The organism is Paenibacillus sp. FSL R7-0312, from assembly GCF_038004445.1.
Lineage (GTDB): Bacteria > Bacillota > Bacilli > Paenibacillales > Paenibacillaceae > Paenibacillus_AQ.
The window spans coordinates 7,183,092-7,198,039 of the sequence record NZ_JBBORE010000001.1; the positions used below are offsets into that span (position 1 = coordinate 7,183,092).

Annotated in this window: 11 protein-coding genes and 1 riboswitch; of the genes, 2 read left to right on the forward strand and 9 right to left on the reverse strand. The window is 53.0% G+C overall.

Annotated features, from left to right (window positions below; translation table 11 throughout):
* Position 1: 1 nt before the first annotated feature.
* Positions 2-499 carry a stage V sporulation protein AC gene (gene spoVAC / locus MKX70_RS31045; RefSeq protein WP_340789380.1) on the reverse strand — a complete coding sequence of 166 codons (498 nt, stop codon included), beginning with the start codon at positions 497-499 and terminating at the stop codon, positions 2-4.
* A 636-nt stretch (positions 500-1,135) separates the two neighbouring features.
* Between spoVAC and MKX70_RS31050 the strand changes: the two genes are divergently transcribed.
* Positions 1,136-2,209, forward strand: coding sequence for a M42 family metallopeptidase (locus MKX70_RS31050; protein WP_042233830.1), 1,074 nt, complete (start codon positions 1,136-1,138; stop codon positions 2,207-2,209).
* Between the two features lie 156 nt (positions 2,210-2,365).
* Here the strand turns inward: MKX70_RS31050 and MKX70_RS31055 are convergent, their stop codons facing one another.
* The 8 genes from MKX70_RS31055 to MKX70_RS31090 all read right to left on the reverse strand — a co-directional run bounded on the left by MKX70_RS31055 (position 2,366) and on the right by MKX70_RS31090 (position 13,508).
* A complete protein-coding gene (locus MKX70_RS31055) occupies positions 2,366-3,511 on the reverse strand; it encodes a mannitol-1-phosphate 5-dehydrogenase (RefSeq protein ID WP_340841489.1) in 1,146 nt (381 codons plus the stop codon).
* On the reverse strand, positions 3,511-3,945 hold the full coding sequence (locus MKX70_RS31060; protein ID WP_042211347.1) for a PTS sugar transporter subunit IIA: 435 nt from the start codon (positions 3,943-3,945) through the stop codon (positions 3,511-3,513). The genes MKX70_RS31055 and MKX70_RS31060 overlap by 1 nt, the downstream gene beginning before the upstream one ends.
* Before the next feature lie 21 nt (positions 3,946-3,966).
* A complete protein-coding gene (locus tag MKX70_RS31065; protein ID WP_042233825.1) occupies positions 3,967-6,033 on the reverse strand; it encodes a BglG family transcription antiterminator in 2,067 nt (688 codons plus the stop codon).
* 202 nt (positions 6,034-6,235) lie between these two features.
* A complete protein-coding gene (locus MKX70_RS31070) occupies positions 6,236-7,678 on the reverse strand; it encodes a PTS mannitol transporter subunit IICB (RefSeq protein WP_042233822.1) in 1,443 nt (480 codons plus the stop codon).
* A gap of 1,636 nt (positions 7,679-9,314) precedes the next feature.
* Entirely contained in the window at positions 9,315-10,178 is an 864-nt protein-coding gene (locus tag MKX70_RS31075) for an aldo/keto reductase (protein WP_042233820.1), read from the reverse strand.
* Positions 10,179-10,295: 117 nt separating this feature from the next.
* Positions 10,296-10,610 carry a DMT family transporter gene (locus tag MKX70_RS31080; RefSeq protein WP_042233818.1) on the reverse strand — a complete coding sequence of 105 codons (315 nt, stop codon included), beginning with the start codon at positions 10,608-10,610 and terminating at the stop codon, positions 10,296-10,298.
* Position 10,611: 1 nt separating this feature from the next.
* The gene (locus MKX70_RS31085; RefSeq protein WP_340841490.1) at positions 10,612-10,977 is read right to left on the reverse strand and encodes a DMT family transporter; all 366 of its coding nucleotides are present in this window, start codon (positions 10,975-10,977) and stop codon (positions 10,612-10,614) included.
* Between the two features lie 57 nt (positions 10,978-11,034).
* Positions 11,035-11,142: riboswitch (guanidine-I (ykkC/yxkD leader) on the reverse strand.
* Positions 11,143-11,225: 83 nt separating this feature from the next.
* The gene (locus MKX70_RS31090; protein WP_340841491.1) at positions 11,226-13,508 is read right to left on the reverse strand and encodes a glycoside hydrolase family 3 C-terminal domain-containing protein; all 2,283 of its coding nucleotides are present in this window, start codon (positions 13,506-13,508) and stop codon (positions 11,226-11,228) included.
* 120 nt (positions 13,509-13,628) lie between these two features.
* Between MKX70_RS31090 and MKX70_RS31095 the strand changes: the two genes are divergently transcribed.
* The gene (locus MKX70_RS31095) at positions 13,629-14,930 is read left to right on the forward strand and encodes a helix-turn-helix domain-containing protein (RefSeq protein ID WP_052416097.1); all 1,302 of its coding nucleotides are present in this window, start codon (positions 13,629-13,631) and stop codon (positions 14,928-14,930) included.
* The last annotated feature ends 18 nt before the right edge of the window (positions 14,931-14,948 follow it).

The window sequence follows — 14,948 nt, forward strand, 5'->3', positions numbered from 1 at the left end:
TTTAATGCGCACCTCCCCAGCCCATAACGGCATAAACGACACCTACGATAAAAGCGGCAACCACGCCGAATACAATAACAGATCCGGCCAGCTTGAACATATTACCGCCAACCCCGAGCACTAGGCCCTCTGCCCGGTGTTCCAGTGCCGCCGAGCACATGCTGTTGGCGAACCCTGTGACAGGCACGGCCGAACCTGCCCCGCACCACTGGGCAAGCTTGTCATATACACCGAAGCTGGTCAGAATGACGGAGAGCAGGATCAGAATAGCCACTGTCGGGCTTGCTGCTTCCCGCGAAGTCATATCGAATATAGCCATGAACGCTTCCTGAATGCCTTGTCCCAGCACACAGATCAGGCCGCCTGAAATAAAGGCGCGCACACAATTCTTAAACACAGGACGGGATGGCACATATGGCTTGCTTAGCTCCTTATAATCCTGCGGGGTCAGCGTATCAAGCCGCAGCTTGACGCCTGATTTCTTTGTCTTTGCCGGCAATGCAGACACCTCCAGTTAGGATACGAAAGGGAGCGGGCAGCGGGATACGCGTTTCCCGTCCCTCCGGTTTGTGCTTCAATAAAGGTTTTTCCTTATTGTTCACTATAGGCGGCCCCGTTATGTCCCCTTAAGCTCAGGAAAAATAAAACAGCACAACAATCAGCAGCAAAAACAGCACCAGTATCAGCACGGTTTCATTGTCCCGCCGGTACCGGCGGGGGTACCGCTTGTGGAGACCTCGGGCCTGCACCTTCCTGGACACTCCCCGATTGCCTGCTGCGGCTACGCTACCTGATAGCCACATTCTCCTCGCATCCTTTCCCGGCTCCTGCCTGCAGAGCCCTTACAACATAGTATTCGTCTACCAGGTCACTGTGTTCATGTGCCTTCCTGCCATGGACAATCGGCGTAACAATGTTCATACTGGGTAAGATGAACAAAGGACAATCACCAAAAGCGAGAAGGAACCGCAATAACACCTGATCCTGACAAGTGGAAACGGACTTGCCGTCCTTTTTAGGACGGTATCGTTTCAGCGAGAAAGATAAGGATAATTTATGTGCGGAGCATAAAACTCTTATCTTTTATCAATAACTTAAGTTCATCCTATAAGTGTATAAAAGGAGCGATATATGTATGAATCCAGAAACACTCGACTTGTTCAAAACATTGACCGAATTCCCTTCAGCCCCCGGCTTCGAGCGTGAATTGCGCGCTTATGTCAAGGAGGCGATGGCGCCTTATACCGATGAATTCGTGCAGGACCGCCTGGGCAGCCTGTTCGGCGTGCTGCGCGGTGAGGCGAACGGCCCCAAGATCATGGTCGCCGGACATTTGGATGAAGTGGGCTTCATGGTTACCGGCATCACGGACAACGGAATGATCCGTTTCACGCCGCTGGGCGGATGGCTTGCTTCGGCAGTGGCTTCGCAGCGGCTGCAGATTATCACACCAAAGGGGACACTGAATGGCGTTGTCGGCAGTACACCGATCCACCTGCTGAGCGCGGAAGAGCGGGGCAAGACGGGCGATATCGGTAAAATGTACATAGATATCGGCGCGGACAGCCGCGAGGAAGCACAGAGCTTCGGCGTTGCCCCGGGGCAGCAGATTGTGCCGGTCTGTCCGTTCACCCCGCTGGCCAATCCGAAGAAGATTATGGCCAAAGCCTGGGACAACCGCTATGGCGTAGGTCTGGCAATTGAATTAATGAAGGAATTGCACGGCAAAAAATTGCCGAATACTGTCTATTCCGGCGCTACCGTCCAGGAAGAAGTCGGACTGCGCGGTGCGCGGACCGCGGCCAATCTGCTTCAGCCGGATATTTTCTTCGGCCTGGATGCCAGTGCTGCTGCCGACATGACCGGTGACCGCCAGGCCTTCGGCCAGCTGGGACAAGGCGCGCTACTGCGCATCTTCGATCCTACGATGATTACCCACCGCGGACTGATTGAATACGTTCAGGATACGGCGGATACGCACCGGATCAAATACCAGTATTTCGTCTCCCAGGGGGGAACGGACGCCGGTCAGGTGCATGTCAGCGGGATCGGCATTCCTTCGGCGGTGATCGGGATCTGTTCACGTTATATCCATACGGCTACTTCCATTATTCATAGCGACGATTATGCAGCGGCCAAGGAGCTGCTGGTCAAGCTGGTTGAAGGCCTGGACCGCACTACACTGCAGACGATTCTGGAGAACAGCTAAGCAGAGCTTTAATTCGGCGGGTATGGTTATGCCAATCTTATTACGGTGCCTCTCTTACAAAGGGGGCGCCGTATTTGTTATGCCGTGATTGTATGAGCGGCGGAAGCGCAAAAAGCCGCAGGGATAGGTTGCCCCTGCGGCTGTAGTTCTATAGATTTATTTCAGCTTCGCATATTGCTCCATTGCGGACTGATGAACCGGATGATCAGCAGCAATGCCGGTATACTTCGCCAGCGCAGCTTCTGCGCCAAGCTCGGCAATCGCTGTCTGCAGCTCCACTGCTTCCGGGTCATCACTGACCTTGAACAGCATCGCGCCGGCCATAGAGCGGGTCAGGGCAGCATAGCTGAGGCCACGGTCATACGCCTGCAGCGCAGGTGAGACCAGACGGTCATTCGGCGACAGCTTGCGCAGCGGCGAACGGCCTACACGGGACACTTCATCGGTCAGCGCAGGGTTGCGGAAGCGCTCAAGGATTTTGTCGATATACTTGCTGTGTTCTGCCTGATCGAAGCCGTGCTTCTGGATCAGCACCGCGCCGGTTTCTTCCAGCACTTCACGGACCTGTGCAGTCAGAGCTTCATCCGCCATAGCCTGCTGGATGGTTTCGTACCCGCGCAGGAAGCCAAGATACGCTGCGGAGCAGTGTCCGGTATTCACGGTGAACAATTTACGCTCGATATAAGGCTCAAGGTTATCCACGTAGTGCACACCTTCAATAGGTGTATAACCCGGGATCATCTGGGAGGAATCTACGACCCACTCATAGAATGGCTCTACGACCACCTTCAGAATATCCTCATGCTGCTGCAGCGGAACAATCCGGTCCACAGCTGCGTTCGGGAAGGCAACAGAAGCATCCGCTTTGGCGCGGGCTGCTTCATCCAGCTTGGCATACACCAGCTCTTTGAGCTGGGCACTGCCGCCAATCGCGTTCTCGCAGGCAATCACATGCAGCGGTGCGGAAGAGACTGCTACCCGTCTGCTGATGCCATCAGCCAGAACACCCGCAATATGCTTCAGAATCGACACGCCGACAGCGGTGGTAACCAGATCGGCTGCAGCAATGGCTGCGGCAACTTCTTCACCATGAGTTACGCTGCTGAGTGCAGTTACATTGTTGACGATTACCGTCTCCTGACCATCGCTGGCCAGCGTTACGGGATACTCACCGCGCTCCTGAAGCTGGGATACGAAAGCCTCATTCACGTCCACGAAAGTTACTTCATACCCTGCCTGCGACAGCAGCAGTCCGATGAAACCTCTGCCGATGTTGCCCGCGCCGAAATGGACAGCCTTCATTATTCCATGCCTCCTTCGAAGATCGCGATCACATCAGCAGCCGTTGGAGCATTCATTACGCGCTCAATGGCATCATCTTCTGTGAAAATCATCGCCACGTTGGTCAGGACCTCCATATGCCCGTCGCCTGCGGCGGCAATACCGATCACTACGAATGCCGGCTCATCCCCTCCGAAATCCACACCGTCCGGAAAACGGATTACAGACAGTCCTGTGGATTTGATGAATGGCCGTGCTTCCTTGGTCCCGTGAGGGATCGCCAGCCCTCCGCCCATATAGGTGGACACCACTTCCTCGCGCTCCAGCATCTTAGGGATATATTCTTCCGTTACATGTCCTGCATCGACAAGCAGCTTACCCGCCATAGTGATCGCTTCGTATTTATCTTTAGCGGCACCGTGCATAATTACTTTATTCTCTGACAGTATACTCATATGGTTTCTCTCACTTTCAAATTAAATTTTAGTTTGGAAAAAATGAAGCAGCTCTGAGGACAGATATCCCCGGATCTCAGGCTCCGTACGCTCCTCCAGCAATTGTACCAGTTCGGAATTAAGCAGCAAAGCGCTGATCTCGCTGAGCACCTCCAGACTCTCCTTGGACAGTCTGCGCGGAGCCAGCATAAGCAGAATCACTCTAACCTCAGTGTCTCCCTCCAGAATCACAGGCTGGCGCAGCCGGTACAACGTAAGCGATGACAGATGAATATGGCTGCTGCGGGTATGAAAAAGCGCCAGCCCCGTGTCCGGTATCACCTGACTGGTCATCCGCTCCCGCTCCAGCAGGCGCTCCAGCACAATGTCCGCATCCCCAATTACGCCGCTTCCATTCAGCAGTGCCAGCATTTCCACCAGTGTTGCAGACAAATCCATATCCTTATTGTCAATGGGATGGAACCGGAACCGCTCCAGCAGGCTGACCATTTCATCAAGAATCCCCTTGTAGCTCCTCAGCCGCTCAAGTGAAGCCTCATCCCGCATAGCCCGGTCCTGCTCACCTAATGGGCCTGTTTCCCGCTCACGCAGCGTTGTATTCTGGATATAATTCAGCAGTTTCTCTATCTCTTCCCCTGTGAGCAGGGGGCTGATTTTGATATAACGTTCCTTATCAATTGGCAGATCAATGGTAGAAATAATCAGGTCGTAGTCCACATCCGGCAGGCGTGCGGCTTCATACCAGGAAATATTGCCGAGAATCTCAATCTGCGGCATTTCTTTGGTCAGCCGGGTAGCCAGCAGACGGGAGGAGCTGAGTCCGCTGGCACAGACCAGAATGGCTCTGACATTACGCCTTAGCTGATTAAGCCGCTCGACGGAAGCCCCGAAATGCATAACCAGAAACCCGATTTCTTCATCCGGAATTTCAAGCTCAAGCTGCATATCCTCTACGGAGGCACGGACGATGTTGAACAGATACTCATAATCCCGGCGGATCGGTCCGAGCAGCGGATTTCGGATGCGGGTACCTTCACGAATCCGCTTCAGGGCGGGATCGATATGCTCCAGCAATCCTTCGCGCAGGGAACGGTCACTCTGGAAAGGAAGCCCTGTCCGTTTGACCACACTCTCCGTCAGCTTGTAGACGATCTCCATTAATTCAATATCGCCGTAGGCAAAGCCGGCAGAAGAGAATGAATCCTGTACCCGGTCGAATAATCCGGCGATATACAAGACCTCTACCCGGGGAATTTCCATCCCAAGCGCCGCTCCGAGCTGCTGGACAAAGCTCTCAGCCCCGGCAATGTTGCGGTGATCAGACATTCTGGAATAACCCGCCTCTTCACCGCTGTCAATGCTCCGGCCGATTTCGATCCGCCTGGTCGTTACGGCTAGACCCAGCAGCATTTCCATGTAGACAATTTCCGGAAGCTCAGCGGTCCATTTCCATTCCATATCCCACAGGGTATTCTCTACCTCCATAAGATTGGATTTCCCTACCGTAGACAGCAGAACACGGAAGGCCGGGTTGCTCTCAGCCTGGGAGCCATGACCTACCAGATCGGACAGATCCAGATGCTCAGCGGCCAGCCGGCCAATCGCCCGGCGCTTATCGATCTCACTGCCGGTGATTTCAACGCCGTAGCCTCTTCTGCGGACCAGCTCCAGGCCGAATTTACGGACCCATTGCTCCAGTTCGTCCAGATCGTAGCTTACAGAGGCGACTGTCACCTTGAGTGAATGCGCGAGCGTGAACAGCTTCACCGGCTCTTCCGCCTCCAGCAGGGCGCAGAGCTCATACACCTTGCGGTCTTCTCCAGAATACTCCGCCGGCTTCTCTTCCCGCAAAAACAGGCGCAGCTCCGCAAGACCGGCCTCCGGGCCGCTCAATTGTATGCCTTTTCCCGATTTTTTGATCAGATTCAGACCAAAATTCTTCAGCGCAGACTCTATGTCCTCCATCTCCCGGTGAACGGTTCTTACACTCACAGCGGTAGCCTCGGCGATTTCAGCGGCCGTAATTTCTCCGCTGACTCCGAGCAAAAGCCATATAATCTGGCGCTGCCTGGCGGTAATTTTCCTCATATTCCGCGAACACCCTCCGCCCTACACCAAGTAGAAACGGCTATGCCGTCCTATAAGGGACGGCATCCGTTTCAGCAAGAAATATAAGGTAAAGTATAGTGGAACATATACTTTCTTATATTTGGAGACAAACGCTGGCTTTGTCGGCCAGCGTCTCCTTATTTGACATTATGCTTATTAATTTATCTTACACTTCTGCGTCTTACTTCAAACGTTCCACGAGCTCATCATATTTCGGGCTCTTCAGGAAGTTGTCGATCGAGATGTGCTCTGCGTTTGGATTCACGGCAATGGCACGGTCAGTAAGTGTCTTCTGCGTAACTACGATGTCGGCATCCGCAGGAATTTCACTGACAGCAGAGTTCACAACCGTAATGTTAACCCCTGCGCTTTGCAGTTTCTTGCGCAGTACGGAAGCGCCCATCGCACTGGAACCCATCCCTGCATCACAAGCGAAGACGATTTTGTTCACATTGGCTTTCGTGCGTACATTAGCAGCTACAGTAGTTGCAGTTGCCGCAGTTTGAGCTGCAGTTCCCGCGGATTTCATGTCTTTAACCTTGGCTGCTGCTTCCTCAATATCCATTTCTTCTTCGTCATTCTTCTTAACAGTCTTCAGCAGCAGGGCCGCAAGAGCGAAGGACACGACGGTTGCGACGATAACCCCGGCCAGCATTGGAAGATATCCGCCCTTAGGTGTCATCGCGAAGTATGCAAAGATACTGCCTGGAGAAGGAGAAGCTACGAGACCTGCACCCAGCATCTGGAAGGTGAATGTACCCGATACACCGCCACCGATAACTGCAAGGATCAGACGCGGGTTCATCAGGATGTAAGGGAAGTAGATTTCATGAATACCGCCCAGGAAGTGAATGATGATTGCGCCCGGTGCGGAAGATTTAGCAGAGCCTTTACCAACCAGCCAGTAAGCAAGCAGGATACCAAGACCTGGACCAGGGTTCGATTCAAGCATGAATAGAATAGATTTACCTACCCGTTGTGATTGTTCAAGCGCGATTGGTCCAAGTACACCATGATTGATAGCATTGTTCAGGAACAATACCTTGGCTGGCTCAATGATAATATTGATGAGCGGCAGCAGATTATGATTTACCAGGAACTCAACACCATTAGACAAGATGTTAGTCAAACCTTCAACCAGAGGTCCGATACCTTTAAGTGCTCCAACGGATAGTACGCCACCGATAATACCGAGTGAGAAGTTATTAACGAGCATTTCGAAGCCGGCTTTAATTTTGCCGTCAACCGCTTTGTCAAATTGCTTCAATACCCAGCCAGCCAGCGGACCGACCAGCATAGCTCCAAGGAACATCGGAATAGATGATCCGACAATAACCCCCATGGTAACTACAGCCCCGATAACACCGCCGCGTTTGCCGTGAACCATCTGACCGCCGGTATATCCGATCAGCAGCGGAAGCAAATATTTGATCATTGGATCAACCAGAGCTGCTAGGCTTTCATTTGGAAGCCAGCCTGTTGGAATAAATAATGCTGTAATTAACCCCCATGCGATGAATGCGCCGATATTCGGCATAACCATACCGCTGAGCATGCGTCCGAATTGCTGGACTCTTACCCGTGCACCACCGGATGAAGTTTGCTGAGTTGCCGTTGTGGCCATTTAAGATGCCCCCCTAATTAATTGAATGAGAACCCTTCATTTACTTCTTCTTGAAGGTCATCTCCTATGAACACATCGTAAATCAAAGCGCTTTCTTTGTCACCAAATTGAAAACACGGTTTCGTCATGAATGTTGTTGACATCATTTAAGAGTTCCTGCCAAGGGGCTATAGTATGGTGTTTCCACTGCTCCCAATGACCTATATCAGGCCTATTAGCAAGGATACTCCATTCTGTGTGCAAACCTTTTGTCCGCCGCATTCCCCTTTTAGGATGCACCCAATTACCGTTATTTATCATATCCTCCAGCCTTGCCGTACAAAATAACCGCACAAAGTTGCTGGATAGCCAGTTGCTACTTATGCTCCTCATTTCTTCCAGGGATGCAAATTGTGTTCGGTTTTTCTGTGAAAATACGTCTGGCACTGCGATAAACGCACGGCCTACGCGGCGCACCCAGTCCAATTGTGTTCGGTTTTTCGATTACATTTGGCCTACGCGGTGCACCCAGTCCAATTGTGTTCGGTTTTTCGATTACATTTGGCTTACGTGGCTTACCCAGTCCAATTGTGTTCGGTTTTTGGATTACATTTGGCTTACGTGGCTTACCCAGTCCAATTGTGTTCGGTTTTTCGATTACATTTGGCTTACGTGGCTTACCCAGTCCAATTGTGTTCGGTTTTTCGATTACATTCGGCTTAAGCGGCGTACCCAGTCCAATTGTGTTCGGTTTTTCGATTACATTTGGCCTACGCGGTGCACCCAGTCCAATTGTGTTCGGTTTTTCGATTACATTCGGCCTACGTGGCGCGTCCAGTCCAATTGTGTTCGGTTTTTCGATTACATTCGGCTTACGCTACCCACCCGGTCTAATTGTGTTCGGTTTTCCGTTAAAATTTGTTAAATAGATGAACAGACGACGTTCTGTTTTTAGGCGCGCTGCTCATTTTCATGCTGGAGTTGTGCCTTGAAAGACATGTTTGTTTTCGCATACATTTGGCCTGATTCCCCTCGCAGCAGCTCATTGTATTCGGTTTTTCTGTGAAAATACGTCTGGCACTGCGATAAACGCACGGCCTACGCGGCGCACCCAGTCCAATTGTGTTCGGTTTTTCGATTACATTTTGCCTACGCGGTGCACCCAGTCCAATTGTGTTCGGTTTTTCGATTACATTTGGCTTACGTGGCTTACCCAGTCCAATTGTGTTCGGTTTTCCGTTAAAATATGTTAAATAAATGAAAAGACGATGTTCTGTTTTTTAGCCACGCTGCTCATTTTCATGCTGGAGTTGTGCCTTGGAAGACATGTTTGTTTTCGCATACATTTGGCCTGATTCCCCTCGCAGCAGCTCATTGTGTTTGGTTTTTCGCGCATACATCGGCCTCCTCTGGCCAGCCTTCAGGGGGATTCTGCGGGATTCCTGATACAAGAACATATTGATCCTTCAGACGTTTTTGCTTCTTGCTCCAATGAAGATTATCCACAACAGACGGAATTCATGAGTTCCTAACAAAAATACAACAAAAAGCCAACCAGAAACTTCTGGTTGACCTAATAATACGAAAAACTGCCCCCTGTACGGGGACAGCCTTGTCTTCTCATGCTTATCATTCTTAACATGCTTAGTGCACGTTCTCAAATCATATCCAGCGGAACCTTCCATGACGGCTGCGGAAAAGCATCGTCCAGCTGCCAAAGCTCATCTGACGTAAGCACAAGCTTGCCGGCGGCTTCATTCTCTTCCACATGCTGGCGGGTGCCCGCCTTGGGAATCGCCAGCACATCCGCTTCACGGATGCTCCAGGCGAGCAGAATCTGCAGCGGAGTCGCTTCATGGTCCCGGGCAATCCTCTGCACGGTTTCATTCTCCGTCAATCCTTTTCTCAGCGTTCCAGCCTGGGCCAGCGGAGAATAGGCCATTACCGGAATCTTGTGTCCGCTCAGATATGGCAGGAGCTCATGCTCGATGCCTCTGGAGCCGAGATGGTAGAGCACCTGATTCACTGCGCAGTGATTGCCGCCGGGAATGCGCAGCAGCTCCTGCATGTCGGGCGTATCGAAATTGGAGACGCCCCAGCGGGCGATTTTGCCGGAAGCTACCAGTGCCTCCATTCCCTCTACAGTCTCCTCCAGCGGGATGGTCCCCCGCCAGTGCAGCAGGTACAGATCCAGATGATCGGTGCCCAGCCGCTTCAGGCTTGCTTCACAGCTGCGGATTAGTCCGGCTCCTGCAGCATTATGCGGGTAAACCTTGGAAACGAGGAATACGTCATCGCGGATTCCCTTCACCGCTTCACCGACAAGCTCCTCGGAACGGCCGTCCCCATACATCTCAGCGGTATCAATCAGATTCATTCCCAGCTCTACGCCAAAGCGCAGAGCAGCGATTTCTTCAGCCCGGTTCGCTGCATGCTCGCCCATGAACCAGGTTCCCTGGCCCAGTTTGGGTAACATAACTCCGTCCGGCAGTAGGATTTTATCAGATACAGGTTTGCTCATAATAATGGAAGTCTCCTTATAGGATGAATGGTGTGACTTGCTACTACTTATTATATTTACCATATCCGCTCTCCCGAAACATCCGGCAAGTGTCCAAATCATAAACTTTCAGCGGAATCAGCCGATCAGCTTCAACCCGGCTACAGCTCCAAGAATCAGCACGATGCAGAAAATACGCCGCGGATCGCGGGCTTCACCATAGAACAACATACCCATAATCGCCGCTCCAGACGCGCCAATCCCTGTCCAGATTGCGTAAGCTATCCCCATCGGCAGGCTCTCCATCGCCAGGGACAGCAGCAGGAAGCTTGCACCGAAACCCAGGACAAGCAGGCCTGCAGACTGCCAGTTGCGGTTCTTATGCAGCTTACCTATCATGGCCACCCCGAACATTTCACATAACCCGGCGGCAATCAACATTACCCATGCCATATTAATTCAGCTCCTTTGCTTGCTTATCCGCCATATCCGCAGGCGTGGCCAGCTTCAGGCCAACAACTCCGGCCAGCAGCAACACTATCAGTACCAGCTTCAGCGGACGCAGCGGCTCTCCGAACAGGATTCCGCCGGCCAGAACGGTTCCCGCAGTCCCGAGCCCGACAAATACAGCGTAGACTGTACCGACCGGCAGCCTGCCGCTGGCCCATATGAGGGCGTAGAAGCTGACCAATATCGCTACTATCGTTATCGCCCATTCCCAGGGGGCCACAGCGTGCTTCAGCCCGATTACCCATACCACTTCAAAGCAGGCAGCACCTGCAATCATTGTCCATGCCTTGCTGTTGTTATTTTTGCTCATTTCTCTTCTGCCTCCTGAAAATAAAATAAGCCCGGAAGGTTATCGTCGTATGACGATACCTCCCGGGCTTTTATCCCTCCGTGTATACACGGCTATGGTTCACTCCGTGCGTTCTCCCTCGGACCAGACCAGCATAACAGCTGCGGAACCCTAGAGAACATATAAAGCATTATTAAGTTACAACGTATGTTAGCAAATCCCCCTGTGAAAAGCAACCCCTATGTTCTTGCCGGCACCGCTGCTGCGTCTTACTCCTGTCCGGCCAATGCGTTCATTTCACGCAAATCTTCAGCCAGATCGGCTTCGGTATATTTGCCCTGGCCGAAGCCGATCAGCGCGCGCAGCGGCATGTATTTCATCATGGCAAGGAACATTTCAGGATTATCACCCATCGCATCTTCCATCCCGAAGATACTGCCGTAATTCTTGGCTTTGCCCTCAGTCAGCGGATTCGCCAGCAGATCTCCGACCGTAGAGTTGCGGTGGAACCTTACGGCCAGCTTCGTCGTCGATACTACCTCCAGCTCTGAGGTGAGGCGGATATCGCGTGAGGATGAACCTACGGCGATCTTGAACATCCCGCTCTCCACATGCCAGTCGGCCAGCTTCACATTGTAGTAGGCAAAGGAGCGCTTATTCAGTGTAAAGGTTACGTCGCATTCTTCCCCCGGCTGCAGCTCAATCTTGTCGAAGCCCTTCAGCTCCTGCAGCGGACGGAGCACGCTGCTCTCTACATCGCTGACATAGAGCTGCACGGTCTCTTTGCCTGCTCTGCTGCCGGTGTTCTTAACGGTCACCTTAACCTTTACGGTGTCCGTATCCTTGATGCTGGTCTGATCCAGCGACAAATTGCTGTACTCGAATTCTGTATAGCTGAGTCCGAACCCGAACGGGAACAGCGGCTCAATTTCTTTTTTATCATAATAACGGTAGCCGACAAACAAGCCTTCCTTGTACTCCACGGTATCGCCTTCTCCAGGGAAATTCAGGAATGATGGATTGTCGCTCAGCTTCTGCGGGAACGTCTCCGCCAGTTTGCCGCTTGGGCTTACTTCACCAAAGAGCAGATCGGCCACCGCGCCGCCAAAAGCCTGCCCCCCGAGATATCCTTCCAGCACAGCCTTCGTCTGCGGCAGCCAAGGCATTTCTACTGGAGAGCCGTTGCTGAGCACCACGATAATGTTACTCTGAACCTCAGCCACAGCATCGAGCAGAGCCAGATGGCTCGCCGGAAGCGACAGGTGGCTGCGGTCATAACCTTCCGACTCATAGCGGTCAGGCAATCCAAGGAACAGCACGGCAGCATCCGCTTTCACCGCTGTATCGCGGGCTTCCTGCAGCAGTTCCTCATTAACCTCATCGCTGGCCAGCTCATACCCCTGTGCGTAGAGGAAGCTAGCCCGATCACCTGCAACCGCCTGCATCTCGATGAAAGCATCATCCAGCTTCGTCGGATTCACATGCGAGCTGCCGCCGCCCTGATAGCGCGGTGTCTTGGCGAATTCGCCGATAATTGCCAGGGTACCGCTCTTGGCAAGCGGCAGAACACTGTCTTCGTTCTTCAGCAGCACCATGCTCTCCCGGGCCACCTCACGTGCCAGTGCATGATGTTTGTCCTGATCGAAGACGGCCTGTTCGTCCCGGCTGCCCGTACTCTTGAAGATAAAAGCCAGCATCCGCTCTACCGCAAGATCCAGAGTCTCCACGGACAGCTCCCCGTTGTTCACTGCAGCTACGATCTTGGCGTCGCCGATGCCTCCGCTTGACGGCATTTCCAGCTCCAGACCCGCCTGCAGCGCCTTCACCCGCTCATTGACCGCACCCCAGTCGGACACAACAAAGCCTTCAAAGCCCCACTCGTCGCGAAGCACTTGCGTCAGCAGCTTATGGCTCTCTGAAGCATACTCACCATTCACCTGGTTATAGGAACACATCACGCTCCAAGGCTGGCTCTGCTTCACCGTGCCTTCGAAGCTGGCCAGATAGATCTCGCGGAGGGTCCGCTCATCAATAACGGCATCCACGGACATCCGGCGGTGTTCCTGATTATTGGCGGCAAAATGCTTCAGTGAAGTCCCGACCCCCTGGCTCTGCACTCCCTTCACATGATGCGCGGCCATCTCCGAAGCCAAATAAGGATCTTCCGAGAAATATTCAAAGTTCCGGCCATTCAGCGGTGAACGCTTGATATTATTGCCCGGCCCGAGCAGAACAGCAACATTCTCGACCTGACATTCCGCCCCCAATGCCTCGCCTACCCGGGCAATCAGCTTACGGTCCCAGGAAGAAGCCAGACCCGCTGCTGACGGAAAACAAGTCGCCGGTACGCTGTTATGCAGGCCCAGATGGTCCGCACTTCCCTGCTGCTTACGGAGACCATGAGGCCCGTCTGTTACCATCAGTGAAGGAATGCCCAGCCGTTCAATGCCTTTGGTATTCCAGAAATCCAGTCCGGAGCAGAGTCCAGCCTTCTCTTCAAGTGTCATTTGTGAAATTAGCTGCCGGATTTCCGCTGCTGTTGCCGTTGCCATAGTGTAGCCCTCCTAAGAATGCGTTTTCTTTTCTTTATTTTATACGACTTGTTCCGGCATTTATGGCATTTTATTTGGATTTTTGGTAATTTGGTTATATAAGAAAAGGAAGTGTTGGTTATGCCCGAGAACATGGAAGAACGCGAAGGAGTAGAGTATACCTGCAAGCTGATATATGAGGCTTACCGGGTTCCGGTCATGTGGCTGGATGCCGCAGACACTCCCCGGCTGACCCTGCCTCCGGCATTCGAATGCCGCCCGGCCGTTCAGGGGGCTCACTCCCTGCTTCAAGAGGTCATGGATATTGCCCGTAGGAGCAGCCCTGCTGCAACAGCTGCCGGGAAGGCTGCCCGCACTGCGGCTCCGCCGTATCTGCATACTACCGGCTTCCTGGAGAATTTCATTATTCTCCAGCTGCCTGAAGCAGATCATGCCGGCGGAGCCATCCTCATCGGTCCGGTGCTAAGCGCACCGGTCACCGGAGATAACGCGGCCAGCCTGATGCGCGATTACAGCATTCCTCCGGGGCAGCAGGAAGGCTGGCAGCAGTATTACCGCAGCTTGCCTGTGCTCAGCCGGATGCGCTGGTATCATGCTGCGCTGCTGCTCTACACCCTCGCCACCGGTGAGGCATTGTCCATTACAGAGCTGCTGCTGGCTGCGGGCAATGCGGAGCAGTCTGTCCCGCAGCCGGATGACAGCCCGGATCTGGACCTGTCCTACCGCCGCGAGAACACCTGGCTGCACCATGACCCGATGCTGGAGCGGGAGATGTTCCGCCATATTGCGAACGGGGACAAGGCGGGGCTGCTGCGGACCCAGGCTTCTTTTTCGGAAGAGAGCTACGGACGGTTGTCGAAGAAAAGCCAGCTGCGCAGCAAAAAAAACCTGGCCGTCTCCTCCATTACACTGGCGACACGCGCAGCGATTGAAGGCGGGCTGTTCTGGGAGATTGCCTATACCCTCAGCGACTTTCACATCCAGCATATTGAAGAGCTTCATGATATTCCGGCCGTGGACCGCGCCCAGCTTGCCGCTCTCTGTGACTTCGCCGACCAGGTGCTGGGCAGCCGCAGTTCGAAGCTCTCCCGCATCTCCGCGCTGTGCCAGAATTATATTTACAATCATTTATATGAAGAGATTCCGCTCAGCAGGCTGGCCGAATTCACCGGACTTAACGCCAGTTATCTGTCTCAGCTGTTCAAAAAGGAGACCGGAACCGCCATCAGCGATTATATCCAGCAACAGCGGGTCGAAGAAGCCAAACGGCTGATGGAGCTGCCCGGCATTCCGCTGTCGGATATTGCCTCCCGGCTGCATTTCAACGACCAGAGCTATTTCACCAAGGTATTCAAGAAATACACGGGCCTCACTCCCGGACAATACAAGCAGGATTCAGAGCGGTTCTCCCGTTTCACCTAAGTGTGGACAATTGAGCCA

Bases quoted from the DNA above. Each gene is read 5' to 3' on its own strand.
- MKX70_RS31050 (WP_042233830.1), top strand. From the start codon at position 1,136: ATGAATCCAGAAACACTCGACTTGTTCAAAACATTGACCGAATTCCCT.
- MKX70_RS31055 (WP_340841489.1), bottom strand. From the start codon at position 3,511: ATGAAGGCTGTCCATTTCGGCGCGGGCAACATCGGCAGAGGTTTCATC.
- MKX70_RS31060 (WP_042211347.1), bottom strand. From the start codon at position 3,945: ATGAGTATACTGTCAGAGAATAAAGTAATTATGCACGGTGCCGCTAAA.
- MKX70_RS31065 (WP_042233825.1), bottom strand. From the start codon at position 6,033: ATGAGGAAAATTACCGCCAGGCAGCGCCAGATTATATGGCTTTTGCTC.
- MKX70_RS31070 (WP_042233822.1), bottom strand. From the start codon at position 7,678: ATGGCCACAACGGCAACTCAGCAAACTTCATCCGGTGGTGCACGGGTA.
- MKX70_RS31075 (WP_042233820.1), bottom strand. From the start codon at position 10,178: ATGAGCAAACCTGTATCTGATAAAATCCTACTGCCGGACGGAGTTATG.
- MKX70_RS31080 (WP_042233818.1), bottom strand. From the start codon at position 10,610: ATGGCATGGGTAATGTTGATTGCCGCCGGGTTATGTGAAATGTTCGGG.
- MKX70_RS31085 (WP_340841490.1), bottom strand. From the start codon at position 10,977: ATGAGCAAAAATAACAACAGCAAGGCATGGACAATGATTGCAGGTGCT.
- MKX70_RS31090 (WP_340841491.1), bottom strand. From the start codon at position 13,508: ATGGCAACGGCAACAGCAGCGGAAATCCGGCAGCTAATTTCACAAATG.
- MKX70_RS31095 (WP_052416097.1), top strand. From the start codon at position 13,629: ATGCCCGAGAACATGGAAGAACGCGAAGGAGTAGAGTATACCTGCAAG.